The 16,961-nt window shown below is 49.8% G+C and carries 17 protein-coding genes and 1 pseudogene; 10 read left to right on the top strand and 8 right to left on the bottom strand.

Features of this window, described 5'->3' with window-relative positions:
• The 3 genes and pseudogenes from ACCI49_RS20385 to ACCI49_RS20395 all read left to right on the top strand — a co-directional run.
• Positions 1 to 171 (top strand): annotated as a pseudogene (locus ACCI49_RS20385) (transposase); the annotation flags it as partial.
• 485 nt (positions 172 to 656) lie between these two features.
• A complete protein-coding gene (locus tag ACCI49_RS20390; RefSeq protein ID WP_371841059.1) occupies positions 657 to 2,063 on the top strand; it encodes a phosphoinositide-specific phospholipase C-related protein in 1,407 nt (468 codons plus the stop codon).
• 108 nt (positions 2,064 to 2,171) lie between these two features.
• Positions 2,172 to 3,014 carry a sulfurtransferase gene (locus ACCI49_RS20395; RefSeq protein WP_371841060.1) on the top strand — a complete coding sequence of 281 codons (843 nt, stop codon included), beginning with the start codon at positions 2,172 to 2,174 and terminating at the stop codon, positions 3,012 to 3,014.
• Between the two features lie 95 nt (positions 3,015 to 3,109).
• Here ACCI49_RS20395 and msrA read toward each other — a convergent pair whose 3' ends face one another.
• Positions 3,110 to 3,733 (bottom strand): peptide-methionine (S)-S-oxide reductase MsrA, encoded by a 624-nt coding sequence (gene msrA / locus ACCI49_RS20400; RefSeq protein WP_371841061.1) that lies wholly within the window; start codon positions 3,731 to 3,733, stop codon positions 3,110 to 3,112.
• 164 nt (positions 3,734 to 3,897) lie between these two features.
• On the opposite strand from msrA, the gene ACCI49_RS20405 reads away from it, so the two are divergent.
• On the top strand, positions 3,898 to 4,425 hold the full coding sequence (locus tag ACCI49_RS20405) for a J domain-containing protein (RefSeq protein ID WP_371841062.1): 528 nt from the start codon (positions 3,898 to 3,900) through the stop codon (positions 4,423 to 4,425).
• Here ACCI49_RS20405 and ACCI49_RS20410 read toward each other — a convergent pair whose 3' ends face one another.
• From ACCI49_RS20410 to ACCI49_RS20420, 3 genes are read right to left on the bottom strand one after another with little or no spacing between them, the layout of a single operon-like run.
• Positions 4,426 to 5,220: a methyltransferase gene (locus ACCI49_RS20410; RefSeq protein WP_371841063.1), complete on the bottom strand. Its 795-nt coding sequence runs from the start codon at positions 5,218 to 5,220 to the stop codon at positions 4,426 to 4,428.
• A complete protein-coding gene (locus ACCI49_RS20415; RefSeq protein WP_371841064.1) occupies positions 5,210 to 5,551 on the bottom strand; it encodes a MazG-like family protein in 342 nt (113 codons plus the stop codon). The genes ACCI49_RS20410 and ACCI49_RS20415 overlap by 11 nt, the downstream gene beginning before the upstream one ends.
• Positions 5,538 to 6,266, bottom strand: a complete 729-nt coding sequence (locus ACCI49_RS20420) for a DUF599 domain-containing protein (RefSeq protein WP_371841065.1) — start codon at positions 6,264 to 6,266, stop codon at positions 5,538 to 5,540. Before ACCI49_RS20420 ends, ACCI49_RS20415 begins: the two co-directional genes overlap by 14 nt.
• 177 nt (positions 6,267 to 6,443) lie before the next feature.
• On the opposite strand from ACCI49_RS20420, the gene ACCI49_RS20425 reads away from it, so the two are divergent.
• The 4 genes from ACCI49_RS20425 (at position 6,444) to ACCI49_RS20440 (ending at position 12,773) form a co-directional block, all read left to right on the top strand.
• Complete coding sequence (locus ACCI49_RS20425) at positions 6,444 to 9,353, top strand: insulinase family protein (RefSeq protein WP_371841066.1); 2,910 nt, start codon at positions 6,444 to 6,446, stop codon at positions 9,351 to 9,353.
• A gap of 116 nt (positions 9,354 to 9,469) precedes the next feature.
• Positions 9,470 to 10,213 (top strand): carboxy-S-adenosyl-L-methionine synthase CmoA, encoded by a 744-nt coding sequence (gene cmoA / locus ACCI49_RS20430; RefSeq protein WP_371841068.1) that lies wholly within the window; start codon positions 9,470 to 9,472, stop codon positions 10,211 to 10,213.
• 8 nt (positions 10,214 to 10,221) lie between these two features.
• The gene (cmoB, locus tag ACCI49_RS20435) at positions 10,222 to 11,199 is read left to right on the top strand and encodes a tRNA 5-methoxyuridine(34)/uridine 5-oxyacetic acid(34) synthase CmoB (RefSeq protein ID WP_371841070.1); all 978 of its coding nucleotides are present in this window, start codon (positions 10,222 to 10,224) and stop codon (positions 11,197 to 11,199) included.
• A gap of 188 nt (positions 11,200 to 11,387) precedes the next feature.
• Entirely contained in the window at positions 11,388 to 12,773 is a 1,386-nt protein-coding gene (locus ACCI49_RS20440; RefSeq protein ID WP_371841071.1) for an L-serine ammonia-lyase, read from the top strand.
• A gap of 426 nt (positions 12,774 to 13,199) precedes the next feature.
• Here the strand turns inward: ACCI49_RS20440 and ACCI49_RS20445 are convergent, their stop codons facing one another.
• Positions 13,200 to 14,099, bottom strand: a complete 900-nt coding sequence (locus ACCI49_RS20445) for an NAD(P)/FAD-dependent oxidoreductase (RefSeq protein WP_371841072.1) — start codon at positions 14,097 to 14,099, stop codon at positions 13,200 to 13,202.
• A gap of 115 nt (positions 14,100 to 14,214) precedes the next feature.
• On the opposite strand from ACCI49_RS20445, the gene ACCI49_RS20450 reads away from it, so the two are divergent.
• Complete coding sequence (locus tag ACCI49_RS20450) at positions 14,215 to 14,625, top strand: RrF2 family transcriptional regulator (RefSeq protein WP_371841074.1); 411 nt, start codon at positions 14,215 to 14,217, stop codon at positions 14,623 to 14,625.
• A 319-nt stretch (positions 14,626 to 14,944) separates the two neighbouring features.
• On the opposite strand, the gene ACCI49_RS20455 is transcribed toward ACCI49_RS20450, so the two are convergent.
• The 3 genes from ACCI49_RS20455 to ACCI49_RS20465 all read right to left on the bottom strand — a co-directional run bounded on the left by ACCI49_RS20455 (position 14,945) and on the right by ACCI49_RS20465 (position 16,657).
• Entirely contained in the window at positions 14,945 to 15,343 is a 399-nt protein-coding gene (locus tag ACCI49_RS20455; RefSeq protein WP_371841075.1) for a putative signal transducing protein, read from the bottom strand.
• A gap of 470 nt (positions 15,344 to 15,813) precedes the next feature.
• Positions 15,814 to 16,209: a universal stress protein gene (locus tag ACCI49_RS20460; protein ID WP_371841077.1), complete on the bottom strand. Its 396-nt coding sequence runs from the start codon at positions 16,207 to 16,209 to the stop codon at positions 15,814 to 15,816.
• Positions 16,210 to 16,366: 157 nt separating this feature from the next.
• On the bottom strand, positions 16,367 to 16,657 hold the full coding sequence (locus ACCI49_RS20465) for a DUF1330 domain-containing protein (protein ID WP_371841079.1): 291 nt from the start codon (positions 16,655 to 16,657) through the stop codon (positions 16,367 to 16,369).
• Positions 16,658 to 16,865: 208 nt separating this feature from the next.
• Here ACCI49_RS20465 and ACCI49_RS25140 point away from each other — a divergent pair.
• Positions 16,866 to 16,961 (top strand): transposase DNA-binding-containing protein (locus ACCI49_RS25140; RefSeq protein WP_503629704.1); only part of this gene is annotated, 96 nt, incomplete at its 3' end.

Below are 16,961 nucleotides of genomic sequence, written 5' to 3' on the forward strand. Positions count from 1 at the left end.
AATCGTTACCAGCGGGAAAAGAAACGGAAAAAGTGCCGGCGTCGGGCAGCGATTGAACCACTCATTGGGCATCTCAAATTTGATTTTCGACTGTCAAGAAACTTCCTCAAAGGCACAGTGGGTGATGCGATAAATCTCCTCATGGCTGCGTGTGCCTGGAATTTGAGAAAATGGATGATCAGGGCGCTGGAGGCGTTTTTTTGTGCCCTAAAAAATCGTTTTCACCTATTTTTATGATCTCAAATCCGTTCCGGCTAATAATACGGATATTTTACTTACGTTTTGGAAGGTGGATTTAGTCCGAATCGCCCCGCAAACCCTCATTACACCGTGCTGGAGGCTAGTGTTTGGTTTTTTTCAGGGCCGACTAATTATTGACAGGCTGGTTAGTATCAACAGCCCCCAAACAATCGAAAAATATACAGCTGCAATTGGCACCCACATTGCATCTCACTTAATCAGACAACTTTCTATAAAAGCATCCCTGATATCAAAATCATTGCGAATAGATGCTAGAAATGAACCTATGGGTGCACCCTTCCCAAATATAGTCGAGACTCGATAGCTGAAATGCTACATTAACAACCGCCTGGCACAGGCTCATTAATCAGGTTACGCAAAAAATCAACATAAAAATAATTTCGAGAGAAAACCTCATGCCCAGCCTTAATCTATTTATTTTCGCCATCGCCATATATATCACAACCATACCACTATCTGCCGAAACTCTATCCGAGTGGGGGGAGCGCGCACTGAACATTCAAAACGGTATTGATTACGATGCTCCATTTTCAGAAACAACCTGGCCTGGAACCCATAATTCTTTCGCCAACAATGGCGATGATCAATTCTGGAATATTGCCCTCAACCAGTATCGAACCCGATCCCAGCAAATGGAAAAAGGAATCAGGCAACTGGTTTACGATGTCCACTATGACTGGAATCAATTGCGACTCTGCCACAATAACAGTGGGTTTGCTGGTTGCCTGAACACCATTACCGGCTACAAACGTTTAAAGCATGGTTTACGGGATATCGCTGATTTTTTGCAGGAAAACCCGAACGAAGTTATTTTACTAAAATTCGAAATTACAGATAGCGCCGAAAGTAAACTCTCCCTACTCAAGGAGGAATTGGTAACCTATGTAGGAAGCTATATTTATGGCACTACCAACGGAATCAGTAATCACGGCAACCTGGGCAGCCACGGTTGTACTGAATTACCTACAGACATCATCACCAAGAGCAAGGTATTATCTGCTGGAAAAAATCTGATTGTCTTTAGTACTCACGGCTGCTTCAGCAACGATGGATATAACGATCTGGCATTTTACGCAGGCAATACCGTTAAGCGTTTTAAAACTTACAATGATGTTGAAAACCTCAGCGATACAGACAGACGTTCGAAAATGAGCCGGGTTTTTGACGGCTTGGTGAAAAGTGGCGCATCCTCAAGCAGCAATAACGATGTCCTTTTACAACCCAACGCCATTTCAGGGTTTTTAGATGTCGGTTTGAATATTATTGAAATATATGGCTTTGATGGCAATGGGGACTGGAACGGTGATGGTGAAGCCCCCTTATCCTCCCATAATCTGGTGTGGAGCTGGGACGCCTCTGGCTATGAACCAAATGGTACCGGCAACTGCGGTAAAATCTATGGGCCAACCAACCGATTTAGGGATGCCAACTGCGAAAAGTCATTTTTTGCTGCCTGCCGCAGGCTGGTTGAGCGCGATGGAAACCGCGCCTACGATGACTGGATTATCAGCTCTCAGGTCGTCACTTTTTCAAATGCAGACGAGCAGTGCCTCTTCGACGGCAATGGTGAGTATTTCTTCGCAACGCCCCGCAATAAAATGGAATTGAATATCCTACTCAATAAGCGGGATTCGGCTGGTCTGGTGAAAGAGGATCTCTGGATCAACTATGAAAAAGGCAGTAGTGGCCAGTGGACTGCCGACATTGGGGAAGCAGATATTGAAATGCTAAGCTACTGCGATGCTGGAGGTAATGGGCCTATTTGCAACCATATCACTACCTATTTGAACTTGGTGCAATAACCGCCTCCACAATCAGTATCGAGTCGAGGCAAGCCATAAGCTTCCCCGTCCTTTATGTATTTCACAGAACGACTGATTGAAGCCCAACTAATAAAAGGAATTGACTGAATGAAGAAAAATGATGACAGCCCACTGATTGAGGTTGCAGATCTACTGGAGCTCCAAAAGAGCGCAGTTCCCGTAATTCTGGACTGTCGTTACGATCTTGTGGATCCCGAAAGCGGCGCCCGCGCCTATTCCACCGGACATATTCCGCGAGCCCACTACGCCAGCCTGCACCGCGATCTTTCCGCGCCAATACAGCGTTTTGGCGGTCGTCACCCCATGCCCACAAGTGCTCAGTTCCAGAAATTTGCTCGCAATCTCGGTATCAATAGTGATACACCCGTTGTCGTCTATGATGACAATCGCCTGGGCTTTGCCGCGCGAGCATGGTTTCTGTTTTTCTTTTTCGGACACAGTGCTGTCAGAGTTTTAAATGGCGGGCTGCAAGCCTGGCTGAGCGAGGCCCTGCCACTGGAATCCAGCGAAGTGCCTCCCGACGAGCCTGGTAATTTTCACGCAATGCCTAAAGAAAACCTGCTGGTGCATTATGAACAGCTTAAGCCTACTCTCGAAAATGCACCCTGGCAGCTGGTGGATGCCCGTGATCCCGACCGTTTTGCGGGCAGGCAAGAGCCCATTGACCCCATCGCCGGGCATATCCCCGGCGCTATTAACCAACCCTGGAAATCGTTAACCGAAGAGTCCACCGGCAAGGTGAAGTCTGCGCAGGCACTGAGCCTGCAATGGCAATCCCTGCCTGATAGGAGGCCACTGCTAAATTATTGCGGCTCCGGTGTAACGGCTTGCGTCAACTTTCTCAGTCAGCACCTGGCAGGATACAAAGACTCTCTGCTCTACCCCGGCAGCTGGAGCGATTGGTGCGCACACCAGCAGAAAGAAGAATAAACAACAAGCGTTCCGCAAGCCTGAGGAATTGGAGAGATAGACGGGAAAGGGTAATAGAATAGAAAAAGGGCGGCTCTTCCAACCGCCCTTTCAGTTCAGTCGTGCATAGGATTGCGTAAAATCGGACACACCGCTTCCTTGTTTTTCGCCATATACTGCTGGTGATACTCCTCAGCGTAGTAAAACGGCTGCGCCATACTGATTTCCGTTGTGATTTTGCCCCGCTGCTTTTCATCCAGCGCCGCCTGTACCGCATCCTTGCTGGCCTCCGCTTCTTTTTTCTGCTGTTCAGTAGTGCAAAATATGCAGGAGCGGTACTGCGAACCGATATCATTGCCCTGGCGCATTCCCTGAGTGGGGTCATGCATATCCCAGAAAGTCTTGAGTAATTCCGCGTAACTGATCACTTTGGGATCAAAAACCACTTTTACCACTTCGGCATGGCCAGTGCGGCCACTGCATACCTCGTCATAATTCGGGTTTTCTGTTGCCCCATCGGAGTAACCAGCCGCAGTAGCGAAGACACCGTCAGCTTCCCAAAACAAGCGCTCGGCGCCCCAGAAACAGCCCATGCCAAACATGGCGACTTCCATACCCTCGGGAAACGGCTCTTTGATAGAATTGCCATTAACGAAATGAATGCCAGTGATGTCCATCGGCTGTGGCCGACCGGGTAAAATCTGATCCGCATCCGGTACCTGGAATTTGTCGTATTGCATACTGTTATCTCAAGTGCTGAAATTCTCTTCAATCAGGATAGCCATAAGCCGCTAATCCGCCTAGAGCCATACTTAGGCCAGTTTAACTCAGTGATCAAACAGGTCAGAGAGATATTTGGCCCCACTGTTAAAAATTGGCAGATCAACAATAAAAGGAGTCGCCATTGTTACGCTTAATCTTATTACTGCTTATCTTGATTGGAGTTTGGTATGCATGGCAAAAAATCAAGGCCAGCGCACCTGAAAACAAGCGCAAACAGATTTTCCTGGCCACACTTTTAGCGGCTGCAGTAGTCGTGGTATTACTCGCACTAAGCGGTCGCCTGCACTGGGTTGGCGCCGCCGTGCTTCTGATCCTGCCGGTGCTCGGCCGCCTGCTCAACCAGCTCACCCGGCTGCTGCCCTGGCTGGCACCATTCTTTGAGCGATACGCCCGCAACCGACAGCAACAAAACCGTCAACAGGGTGAGGAAAAGTGGCAGGGGCAAAAGGCGGCTCAAAACGATCAGGGCCCAACTCTCACCGAGCACGAGGCGCGGCGAATCCTAGGAGTGGGCGCCAATGCGGGAAAGGATGAAATTATTGGCGCACACCGTAAGCTGATTCAGAAATTACACCCGGATCGTGGCGGCAATGACTACTTGGCATCCCGGGTAAACGCCGCCAAAGAGTTATTGTTGCGTGTTTTGTAATCAGGGCACCTTACACAGGAGGTGTATATAGCGGGCCAGCTGCCGGTATGGGTCGAGCTGAGAGTATTCCAGCTCCTTTTGCACAATCGCCGCCGCTGGCAACTTCTCACGGATTGAGGGTGTCATAAAATCGTGAAAACAGCGAATGCCACTATGGCATACGACTTCAAAGGCGGTTTCCTCTAGCCACCCTTCCACCCACTCAGGTAGCAAGGGGTTTTGCGGGGTGAGGCTGCCCGGATGCCCTCCCCAGTAGTCCTCACCAATATTGCGTTCAAGCTGGCGAAAACTGCCGCGCTGCAACAACCGAAACTCCAATGCGCGGCGATTATAAAATGTCAGGGACAGGTGTCCGCCGGGCTTTAGCAGCCTGCGCAATTGCTGCAAAGCCTGCCGCGGCTCTTCCAACCACTCCAGCACTGCGTGGCAGATGACCAGGTCGGCCTCACGCAGCTCTGCCTGTTCCGGCAATGCCTGCAACGGCTTATGCAGGAGTGTCACTTGCTTTTGCAACCTCCGCTCTTCCACCTCAGCTGCGGCATGTTCTAGCATCTGTGCAGAAATATCGGCCAGGTAAACCTTATGTCCGGCCTGAGCCAAATCCATCGCGAAATGCCCCTGGCCCCCACCGGCATCTACAACTTTTAAAGTGCGCTGCTCAGTACCTAATAAGGGAGCCAGATCGCGGGTCAACACCGCCAGGCGTATATCCCCCTTGAGCCCGCCATAAATGCGGTTGCGAAAGCGGTGGGCCAAGTCATCAAAATTCCGATCGCTGTAACGACTAGCGCTCATTAAAGCCCTCACTTGGTAACTCAATCTGGCAACGCCGGCGATTTTCTGCCATTTTGTCACGCAATGCGATATCCATATCAATATCCAACACTACCGCCAACTTGGTTAAATACATCTGGATATCCGCTAGCTCGGCGGCAACTGCGGCCGCACTCTCAGTTTTCATCAGGGCAAAGATTTCACTTTCATCTTTCCACTGGAAGTGCTTGCCGAGTTCCGCCACCTCCACCGACAGTGCCATGGCCAGGTTTTTCGGCGTATGTAATGACTGCCAGCCGCGGAGCTTGGCGACTTCATCAAAGGCCGCCAGAATTTCTCTATCTTTCATCATTTTCTGTCCTTGGCTGGCGCTCCAAATCGCCTTCTCGCGCTGCCAAAATTGACTTGAGGGCACGAGACATAAACTCCCGCCGATACAGTACACAAACCACGAAGACATAGCCCGTGATAAATAACAGCGGGTGAATAAACCAGCCCAATACCGACATGGAAAAGTAATAAGAACGCAAACCGTAGTTGTAGCTGTGCCCAGCATGATCGATCACCTTGGCGATACTGACAGCGAAGCGGCGGCGCCCCTCTTCGGAGAGATCATCAGTTTCCGGCGGCGGCGCCGCACCAATCAGCACATTCGCGAATGAATATTGCCGCAACGACCAGGTAAAGTTGAAAAAAGCGTAGATAAATATCAGGATCAGCAGCATCACCTTGAGCTCAAACTGTTCAACAGAGGTAGGCTCAGCAAACGGTAGACTGGTAATTACTTCAATTGCCGCCTTATTGGCAGTCAATGCGGTTACCAGGCCCGCCAGAATCAATATGCTGGTGGAAGCAAAGAAGCCAATCACTCGCTCAAGGTTACTCAGGATCGCTGTGTCCGCCATACGCATTTCCCGATCGAGCATGCGTAGCATCCACTCCACCCGATGCCATTGCAGTGACGAGGTGAGGCACCAGGTTTCTTTGGCTTTTTTCCGTGCGAAAACGGTGTAACCCACCCATGTCATAATAAAGCCAGTGACGCTGGCAATATCCAACCAGGACAACCTCTACCTCTCTGTTCGTCTACATTTATGCCGGGGCTTTGGAAGGCGAAGTCTTCGCCTTGCTGGCATCCTTGTCAACACTGTCTTTCCGGTGTGTGCAAGCGGTAGAATAGCGTCCTTTAGCCGACACAGCAGAGCTCGGCCAGAAAATTTCCTATAACTCCAGGGAGCTGTCTTTTGAGCAACTCACATCCTGCATTCAAACTGGTTACCAGTGCAGAAATTGATTCCCTCGGCGTACGCGTCGAGGAATACCGTCACGACACTACCGGTGCCCAACACCTGCACATAGCTGCAGACAATCCGGAAAATGTTTTCCTGGTGGCGCTGCGCACTGTGCCCGAAGACTCCACCGGCGTGGCGCATATTCTTGAACACACCGCGCTGTGCGGCAGTGACAAGTACCCGGTGCGGGACCCTTTCTTCATGATGATTCGGCGTTCACTCAATACCTTTATGAATGCCTTCACCAGCTCCGATTGGACCGCCTACCCGTTCGCGAGCCAGAATCGTAAGGATTTTGACAATCTGCTCGACGTCTACCTGGACGCGGTATTTTTCGCACGCCTGGACCCGCTGGATTTTGCCCAGGAGGGCCACCGCCTGGAGTTCGCCGAAGCAGATAACGCCAACAGTGAGCTTGTTTATAAAGGCGTAGTGTTTAATGAAATGAAGGGCGCCATGAGCTCTGTCAGCTCACAGCTGTGGCACACACTGAGCAAATACCTCTTCCCCACCACCACTTATCACTACAATTCTGGTGGCGAACCGACCGACATCCCTAAACTCAGCTACGAACAACTGGTGGCCTTTTATCGCAGCCATTATCACCCGAGCAACGCCATTTTTATGACCTTTGGCGACATCCCCGCTGCTGAGCACCAGGCAGCATTCGAAGAAAAAGCCCTGCACAAGTTCGATCAGCTGGACAAAACTATCGCTGTAGGTCGCGAAGATCGCTACCAGGCACCACTCAAGGTTGAAGAGCACTATCCGCTAAGCGGCGAAGAGTTAAACGGTAAGACCCATATTGTACTGAGCTGGCTGCTTGGCGATGTGACTGACCTGGAAGAAGCCTTGACTGCACACTTACTCGCCGGCGTGCTGCTGGACAGCAGTGCCTCCCCGCTGATGAAACTTCTGGAGACCACCGACCTCGGCACATCCCCTTCCCCCCTTATTGGATTGGATGATTCCCAACGGGAGCTGGTTTTTGTCTGCGGTATCGAGGGTAGTGAGCGCACCTGTGCCGACGAGCTGGAAAGACAAGTACTCACTGTACTGGAAGAAGTTGCAGAAGCCGGCATCCCCTACGACCAGGTGGAGGCCAGCCTGCACCAATTGGAACTGCAACAGAGGGAGATTGGTGGAGATGGCTACCCTTACGGGCTGCAGCTGATCCTCACCGCGCTGACCGGTGCCACTCACCGTGGCGATCCCATTGGCCTACTGAATATTGACGCCACCCTGGAAAAACTGCGTGAGCAAATCAAGGACCCGAGGTTTATCGCTGACAAAGCCCGCGAGCTGCTGCTGGAAAACCAGCACCGAGTGCGCTTGGTTCTGAGCCCGGATGACAAACTGGCAACACGTCGAGAACAGGCTGAGAAGGATCAACTCGCACAGATCAGATCTCGTCTAAGCGAGAAAGAAGCAGAGCAAATTATTGAAACCGCCAAGGCCCTGACCGACCGCCAAATCCGCGAGGACGACGCCTCCCTCCTGCCCAAAGTGGGCGTAGAAGATATTCCCGCGGAACTGCCTGATGTGGAGGGTGAAGAAACCACCCTGGGCGAGCAGAAACTCACCCTCTACTGCGCCGGCACCAATGGCCTGGTTTACCAGCAAATGGTGAGCGCCCTGCCAGACCTCACCGAAGAAGAAAAACAGCTTCTGCCCTACTACTGTCAGGTACTGAGCGAAGTCGGTCTGGGAGATAAAGATTATCTGGAGGTACAACAGTGGCAAACCAGTGTCGCTGGAGCGCTGCATGGCTTTACCAGTAGCCGCACCGCCATCGATAATCTTGATCACTTATCGGGCCACTTTATCCTGTCCGGCAAAGCACTATCGCGCAACCAGAGCGAATTGACTGAGCTGATGCAGGCAACCATGGAACAGGTACGCTTCGATGAGTCCCCTCGCATCAAAGAACTACTATTACAGACCCTGGCCCGCCGCGAACAGGGAGTTGTCGGCAATGGCCACGCCCTAGCCATGGCTGCGGCTAGCGCAGGATATAATCGCGCCGCCTGGGAAAGCCATGCCAGTGGGGGTCTACTGGGCCTGCGCGAATTGAAAACCCTGGTGCGTGGACTCGATCAGGAGCAAGGGCTACAAAACCTTTCCGCACAGTTTCAATCCATTCACCAGAAGATCCTGGCAGCACCACGCCAGTTTCTGCTAGTGGGTGAAGAAGAAAAAATTAGTGATTTCAGTCGAGCACTAGCACCACTCACCTCCACCCCCAGCACCACAGCGGCAGCTCCCGATGCGCCCTTTGAACGCAAGCATGTCGAGGAGTTGTGGGTCGCCAACAGCCAAGTCAATTTCTGCGCCAAGGCCTATGCCACTGTCCCTATGTCCCATCCAGATGCCGCGCCTCTATCTGTGCTGAGCGGCTTCCTGCGCAATGGTTTCCTGCACCGTACTATTCGCGAACAAGGTGGTGCCTACGGTGGTGGCGCGGGGCACGATAGCAATATTGGCGTATTCCGTTTTTACTCCTACCGCGATCCACGCATGGGAGAAACCCTGGAAGACTTCGATGCGTCCTTAAAGTGGCTGGCCGAAGAAAAACACAAAGAGGAACAGGTTGAAGAGGCTATTCTTGGCGTTGTCGGCGGACTGGATAAACCCGGCTCCCCCGCCGGTGAAGCCAAGAAGAACTTCCACTCCGCTCTATACGGCCGCAGCCACACGGTGCGCCAGAAATTCCGCAAGCAAGTGACAGAGGTGACTCTCGAAGATCTGCAGCGGGTCGGCGCCACCTACCTTGACCCACGCAAGGCCAGCACTGCTGTGGTCACCGGCACCCATGGTCGCGAAGCGGCAGCAAAACTCAATCTGCAGGAAGAAACGCTCTAATAGAATCCTGAACTAGCCCCTGGCAGCCTTTGCCGGGGCCAAGTGTAAGCCGGCACGAAGCTGGCAGGCATGGGCGCCTGCCGGTTGAGTGGCGCGACTCTTTTAGCGAAATCCCAATGAGTAAACACGATAACATTTACGCAAACCCACTGGGCCAGGTTGCCGGTTTTGAATTTGATCAGCAGGTGGTGGAAGTTTTTCCAGACATGATCAAACGATCAGTACCTGGCTACGCCACCATCGTGGCGATGATTGGCACCCTGGCTGAACGCTACGTCCAAGCCGGCAGCCGCTGTTATGACTTGGGTAGTTCTCTCTGCGCAGCAACTCTCGCTATGCGCCATCGCATTCCTGCAGCGGACTGCCAGATAATCGCAGTCGATAATTCGAAGGCCATGGTAGACCAAGCCCGCACTGTACTTAAAGCGGACAGCGGTGAAATCCCGGTTCAGCTGATTTGCGACAACCTGCAAAACGTCGTCATCGAAAATGCCTCAATGGTAGTGCTCAATTTCACCCTGCAGTTTATTCCAGTGGGGGAGCGCGAAGAAATTTTGAAGAAAATCCATGAAGGACTGCGCCCCGGTGGCATCCTCATCGTTTCGGAAAAAGTCGACTTTGCAGATAACGCTCATAACGAGCTGATGATTGAACTACATCACTCCTTCAAGGCAGCCAACGGCTACAGCGCAATGGAGATCGCACAGAAACGCTCAGCTCTGGAAAACGTGCTGATTCCAGAAACTTTGGACAACCACCGCCAGCGCCTGAAAGGTGTGGGCTTTACCAGCGTTGATGTTTGGTTCCAGTGTTTTAACTTTGCCTCTTTAATTGCCATTAAAGGCAATCCCGAAAAGTAAGTACCCCTGTGATCAATTACACCCAACTGTATGACAGCCTGCAATATATCCCTGAGCTGCGTTCCTGGCTGGCGCAGCTACCACAGCAAGTGGCAGAGAACCTAAGTCCACATCGTTGGGGAGACCTGCCAGATTGGCGAGCGGCAGTGGAAGCTTTACCGGATATCACTCCCTCAGATATTGAACTTGCCAGTAGCGTGCGTATAGGTAGTTACAAAGACACCAACCCCGAACAATTGCAGTTATTGGAACAGGAGCTGAGGAAGCTGCACCCATGGCGCAAAGGCCCCTGGGAAATTTTCGGCTTAGCCATTGATACTGAATGGCGTTCTGATTGGAAGTGGGATCGTGTTTTGCCCTACTTGGCACCACTCAAAGCCAAACTGGTTTTGGATGTCGGCTGCGGCAACGGTTACCACTGCTGGCGCTCATACGGAGCCGGCGCACGGCGCGTAATTGGCATAGATCCATCGGCAAAATTTGTTGCGCAGTTCTATGCACTGAAAAAATATCTCGGCGAGGAAAAGCCGGTAGATTTGCTGCCTCTAGGCATTGAGGCCCTCCCCCCAAATCTGCGTGCCTTCGATACCACCTTCTCTATGGGGGTGCTCTACCACCGCCGCTCTCCGATGGATCACTTGCGTGAACTGCGCGAAACCCTGCGTCCAGGCGGGCAACTGGTACTGGAAACACTGGTAATCGATGGCGAACTCGGCGATTGCCTGGTACCTGAGGGTCGCTACGCAAAAATGCGCAACGTCTGGTTCTTCCCTAGCTGCGCCACCCTGGAGAGCTGGTTGCGCAAATGCGGTTTCCGCAATCCCAGGACAGTGGACTTGAACACCACCAGCCTGAAAGAACAGCGACGTACTGATTGGATGCGTTTTGAGTCCCTGGCGGATTTTCTCGACCCACAATCGCCAGATAAAACGATTGAAGGTCACCCCGCGCCCAAACGTGCTGTTTTGGTCGCAGAAGTGCCGTAGCTTCTCTTACTCTGCGAGTCTGGAAACTCATAAATTCCGCAAAACATGTCACAAATAGAATTTTGTACGGAATGGCGACTGCCATCTTGATTGTTAGGCCTCGTAAGGCAAAAGTGCGCCCCCAAATGGTGCAACTATATCCTTAAGGGAGGGCTGCAACAGCACGCGGCCCGGCGCAGAGTATATTTATGAGTATTAGCGTTTTTGAACTATTCAAAATCGGTGTCGGCCCCTCAAGCTCCCACACGGTGGGCCCCATGGTCGCCGCCCGCCAGTTTGTACAGGACTTGCGCTCCCGAGCTCAGCTTGCCGATACCGACCGTGTACAGGTACACCTGTATGGCTCCCTGGCGCTGACAGGGGTCGGTCACGGTACCGATATGGCGGTACTGATGGGGCTTCTGGGCCAGTCCCCAGATACCATTGATGTCGATAGCATTGAAGCAAAAATGACTGCGATTGAAAAAGAACAGTCTCTCCTGCTAAATAATGACCACAGCATTGAATTCGTTCGCGAGCGCGACCTTGTTTTCCATATGGAAGAGTTCCTACCTCAGCACTCCAATGGCATGACCTGTCAGGCATATTCCGGGTCTGAGTTATTATTCGAGCGCAGCTATTTTTCCATCGGTGGCGGCTTCGTACTTTCCGAAGAGGATTTCGCTCACAAGGAAGAGATAGCCACCCTACTTCCCTATGACTTCAGTAACGCCGAACAGCTGATGGCAACCTGCGACGAGCACGGTTGGACTATTGCCGAGCTGGCAATGGAAAATGAAAAGGCCTTTCGTAGTGAGCGGGAAGTAAAAGACCGCCTATGGAATATCTGGAAGGTAATGGATGCCTCTATTGAACGGGGCTGCCACCAGAATGGCATCTTGCCGGGCGGCCTGAACGTGCGCCGCCGTGCAGCAGAACTCTATCGGGAGCTGAGCAAGCAATCCCTGGAAGAACGCAATCACGGCCTTGCCATCCTCGACTGGGTCAGCCTTTTTGCCCTGGCAGTCAATGAAGAGAATGCCGCTCGTGGGCGCATCGTCACCGCCCCCACCAATGGTGCAGCTGGAGTTATTCCCGCAGTAATTGCCTATTACGTAGAATTCGTACACGATCCAGAAATTCACGGTGAGCTAAAAGATCAGGTGGTTAAATTCCTTCTAACCGCCGGCGCTATAGGCATGCTGTTCAAGAAAAATGCTTCCATTTCCGCTGCTGAAGTTGGCTGCCAGGGTGAAATCGGCGTAGCCTGCTCAATGGCATCTGCAGGCTTAGCCGCAGTGGAGGGCGGCAGTAACCAACAAATTGAAAATGCTGCCGAGATCGGCATGGAGCACAACCTGGGCCTGACCTGCGACCCTATCGGCGGACTGGTGCAGGTTCCCTGTATTGAGCGCAACACCATGGGCGCGGTAAAAGCCATCAACGGCGCACGCCTAGCTCTGCGCGGCGATGGTGCTCACATAGTACCTCTCGACAGCGTCATCGAAACCATGCGCCAAACTGGCATCGACATGCAGAGCAAATACAAGGAAACCTCCCTTGGTGGGCTCGCAGTTAATGCGGTCAACTGCTGATTTTTCTGTAGCTGGGGCTGTAAAAAAGCACCAGCCACTTTTCAGCTTGATTACCAGTTTCTTCTTATCTGAATGACGATGAAAGTTATCACGACGAATAATTGGAACTCTAGGGAACCTCGGAATAACCTCGTAATTTCTCTGCGGGGCTTTTTGAGCGATTCAAACTACCAATTGCGACCTCTTGAAAGGTTTAGACATTCCTGCGAAGCCGCACCTTGATTGTGAACTGCTCTGAAGACCAGAGGCATCACGTTATTATTCAGAGGCTCTCTAGAGATAACTTACTACTGGGTCAGAAGGAAAGAATACTCTGCACTCGAGACGCGCTGCGAATACATCCCTGTAAGTTCGTAATAGGCATCCATACCTCATACGGTCCTGAGTGCAGTGTATTATTTTTTCTTTCCCTCTTTTTAGTATATATCAGCTGTTAAAAATAAGTGAACGATGTGCTGCGACACCAGCCATGGTGCCGGATGCGATCGCAAAGGTACCACTCTGCATCGGATTGGATAAATCACCCGCTACAAACACTCCTTTGACAGAGCTTTCTTTAAAGTCATCGACCTTAACGATATTCCCAATAAATGTCTCCTCCAACTCAAGGCCCAGCATTTTGATAAGGGATGAATTTAAATTTGCTTTTGGAGATACGTAAAGCCCCTCTAGGGGCAACTCGCGACCGTCAGCCAGTAAAGCATGATTGAGGTCCGCCCCTTTCCCTGCCAATTTTATAATCGGCGTCTCCTCAAGAATTACACCCCTCGCGAGCAAATGATTGAGTGCCTCCCCTTCTGGTATAAATTGGCCCTGAGTAAATAGCGTTGTCGCACCCCAATCTGGAATCATTGCCGCCTGATGAAAAGATAACTCGCTGGTAGCCAGTACACCCAAAGGGCAGTCGCTAAGCTCGTAACCATGGCAGTATGGGCAGTGAATCACGCTCTTACCCCAGTACTCCTTCACGCCGGAAATATCAGGCAATTCATCCGTGATACCACTGGCGAGAATCAGCTTTTTCGTCATGAATTGCTCATTATTATTCGCCGTTACTGCAAATCCACCTTCAATCTCATCCACACCTACTGCTGCATCTTCAACCAGCCGAAAGCTTGGGTAGTTCTGCAACTGAGATAATGCAGTTGTGCGAATCTCTGCGGGTGTTTTTCCATCCAAACAAAATACCCCATGGGACGCAGCAGCAAAACGGTTACGGGGCTTATTGGTATCCATCACAACCACCTTGCGTCGCCCACGAACAAGCTGCATTGCAGCAGATAGTCCAGCGAAACCACCACCAATTATCAGTACATCAGTATCCATAAAAGCCTCCAAATTATATGTAACTTTGATTGTTACATAATATTTTAGCAGGTGACAACACATGTAACACCTTAAGTTTCATGATATGCTACGTCTTCAACAAATTAGGTGAAATATGCGAAAGGACAGCCGGCTCTCCCGGGTACTTCATGTACTCGTCCACCTCAAGATGACTGAAAAGCCAGTCACCTCGGATAAAATGGCGGAAATGCTTTTCACCAACCCTGTGGTAGTCAGGCGAACCATGGCGCTTTTACGCGACCAGGGATATGTGCAATCCACCAAAGGGCATAACGGAGGCTGGTCACTCACCAAACCTTTAACTGAAATTACGCTACTGGATATTCATAAGGCATTGGGTGAAACATCAGTTTTTACCATTGGCCTGACTGATGAACACACTAACTGCCCAATTGAGCGTGCGGTGAATACCGCCTTAAAGGATGTAATGGACGAAGCTGAGAACCTGATGCTTAAGCGCTTTGGGGAAATTACTCTGGACATACTGGGGAAAGAGTTTAAGTAGTAATTTGACAGAAGACCCTGCTTGCATCCAAATTCTACTCTATCTGGCTAACCATATGAACATACTGAAAAGAGGGGAGGGAAAGAATACACTGCGCCCGGGACCGTATGAGGCATGGATGCCGATTACGAGCTTACAGGGATCTATTTACAGCGAGTCTCGAGTGCAGTGTATTCTTTCCTTCTTACCCAGTAGTAAATAGAATGCGAGATAACACAGATTAGCACTGCGACTTACACAAGTCTCAGCAAAATAGGGCGACGCTATAGATTACGCTCTCTCAAGCTTGCAGCCTGCACTTTAGCTCCCATTCTTTGTGTTATATTTTTGTAAAACGCCCACAACTTCCACACTTTAGGCCATGCTTATAGAAAAACAGGGGCATACCAAAAAACAAAAAGACCAAGTATGCCGGTTTCTTTCCTTTGGTAAATGGCTCCATATTTGTAGAGGAGCAGTACTCACAATATCTCACTTGCCGCTCCCCCACTTCAGCATAAACTTTCATTGAATGATCCTGGTTGAGCATAAGTCGAGCACTTTCTAAATCATACTCCAATACCTGCACTCTGACACCGCCCATTGCGTTGGAATATAACCACTGCATATTTATAGTATGTTCATCTGCAACAAACGCCTTTATACCCTCGGATTCAAGGGCTGCTTTCGCTATTTGAGCTTCATAGGGAAATGAAAAACTCGCTACGGTAACTAGCAAAATGCCCCTCCTGAAATTTATCATTCACTCTGGCGGGAGCCAAAAGCTTAAGTCGCGCTATCACACTCATACTCTATCAACATAAAAAAGATCTACAGAAGCCTCCAAAATAGAAATCGGCAATAGAGCTAAAAATTCGAAAACTATTGTTCTTCCATGCATTCAGAGAATACTTGATGTTGACAAGAGCGCAAACCAAATGCCAAAAAAACTGAGACCTGCAAGCTGTCACACATAAAATGAGCCATATCTGCATACTCCAGCGGCACAACAGGAATTATCGTAATCACAGTGACAGCATAACAATTACAGTTATTAAACATTCACCGTTAGTTTACCCCCCATGACTATATATAACAGCCAATTTTGGGAATACCTTGAAGCAGCAAGAGCACACAAAAGACATCTTAGCACCACGAATGTCTATAGCGACCAATTAATATGCAATTTTTCAGCAAGATCGCCAGCGATTATATTCTAATTAAAGTTACATCACAGCGAGCATAATTCACTATACTATTTGCAGTAGAACCAATAAGTGAACCTATACCTTTCTTGGAGTGCGTCCCCAAAACTATCAAGTCTACATTTCTTTTTTCAGCCTCCTTACAAATAACTTCGTATGGCTTGCCTACTTTTAAAACTCTGTTTTTTTTGGCAATACCAAAAGAAGACGTAATTTCATTGAATTTTGGAATCGCGCTTTCTTTCAGCTCCCGCTGATAATCCTTAGGCAGGAGACTATAGGGCAATACATTCAAAACTATTAGCTTACTATCAAATCTGTTTGAAAGCTCTATCGCTTTTGACAACACATACTTACCTTCTTGAGAGCTTTCTATCGCACAAAGAACAGTTTTATACATCTCATCCCCCTTGCAACCTTACACAGGCATACATGTATTAAATATGAAGTATTTTACCATCGTCCAACAACAACCGGATGCTCCGCGTAGCAGACACAAAAAAATCGGCAGCGCTGAAAAAGAACAAACCAGCCAATGCTTGGCATATTATACAATTTCAAACACAGCCTTCCGCTAGAATTAATCGACTATTTGTTGTGCTGTGCCGCAACAAAAACAGCTCCTTTACCTCCTGGTCTCCCAAGAAACCTTTAACCCTCTCCATTGACGGAAATTCTAACACCACCAATCTTTCAGGTGACCAATTTCCTTCCACAACTTCAGGCACTACACCTTTAACAATATATCGACCACCATACTTTTTGATGAATTCTGGTATTTTTTTTGCATATTCGAGAAATCCTTTTTTATCCACAACAGATAAATCCAGCACCAAATACCCTTTCACCTACCCCCTCCTCACTTTACCCCTATCACACAATATCCGCAACAACCTCACGACCCTAAAAAGGGTACGGCTATCCAGCGAACAACCAAACTATATTCTGGATAATGTTCACCGCTAAGTTTTATACACAAGTTTTTCCAGTTTTATTATAAAAATCAATGAGTTACAGTTTTGGCATAGTAAGAGCTACAGATTTGGATGGGTAATTATGCAGGACTGGGTCATGGACGAAGTGAAAAACCAAGTTATGGGCGATGTACGATTGAATAAGCGATTGTCCAATATTCTTAGGAATTTAAGTTCC

It is taken from the genome of Microbulbifer epialgicus (assembly GCF_041447265.1).
Taxonomy (GTDB): Bacteria; Pseudomonadota; Gammaproteobacteria; order Pseudomonadales; family Cellvibrionaceae; genus Microbulbifer; species Microbulbifer epialgicus.

Bases quoted from the DNA above. Each gene is read 5' to 3' on its own strand.
- ACCI49_RS20390 (WP_371841059.1), top strand. From the start codon at position 657: ATGCCCAGCCTTAATCTATTTATTTTCGCCATCGCCATATATATCACA.
- ACCI49_RS20395 (WP_371841060.1), top strand. From the start codon at position 2,172: ATGAAGAAAAATGATGACAGCCCACTGATTGAGGTTGCAGATCTACTG.
- msrA (WP_371841061.1), bottom strand. From the start codon at position 3,733: ATGCAATACGACAAATTCCAGGTACCGGATGCGGATCAGATTTTACCC.
- ACCI49_RS20410 (WP_371841063.1), bottom strand. From the start codon at position 5,220: ATGAGCGCTAGTCGTTACAGCGATCGGAATTTTGATGACTTGGCCCAC.
- ACCI49_RS20415 (WP_371841064.1), bottom strand. From the start codon at position 5,551: ATGATGAAAGATAGAGAAATTCTGGCGGCCTTTGATGAAGTCGCCAAG.
- cmoA (WP_371841068.1), top strand. From the start codon at position 9,470: ATGAGTAAACACGATAACATTTACGCAAACCCACTGGGCCAGGTTGCC.
- ACCI49_RS20440 (WP_371841071.1), top strand. From the start codon at position 11,388: ATGAGTATTAGCGTTTTTGAACTATTCAAAATCGGTGTCGGCCCCTCA.
- ACCI49_RS20445 (WP_371841072.1), bottom strand. From the start codon at position 14,099: ATGGATACTGATGTACTGATAATTGGTGGTGGTTTCGCTGGACTATCT.
- ACCI49_RS20450 (WP_371841074.1), top strand. From the start codon at position 14,215: ATGCGAAAGGACAGCCGGCTCTCCCGGGTACTTCATGTACTCGTCCAC.
- ACCI49_RS20460 (WP_371841077.1), bottom strand. From the start codon at position 16,209: ATGTATAAAACTGTTCTTTGTGCGATAGAAAGCTCTCAAGAAGGTAAG.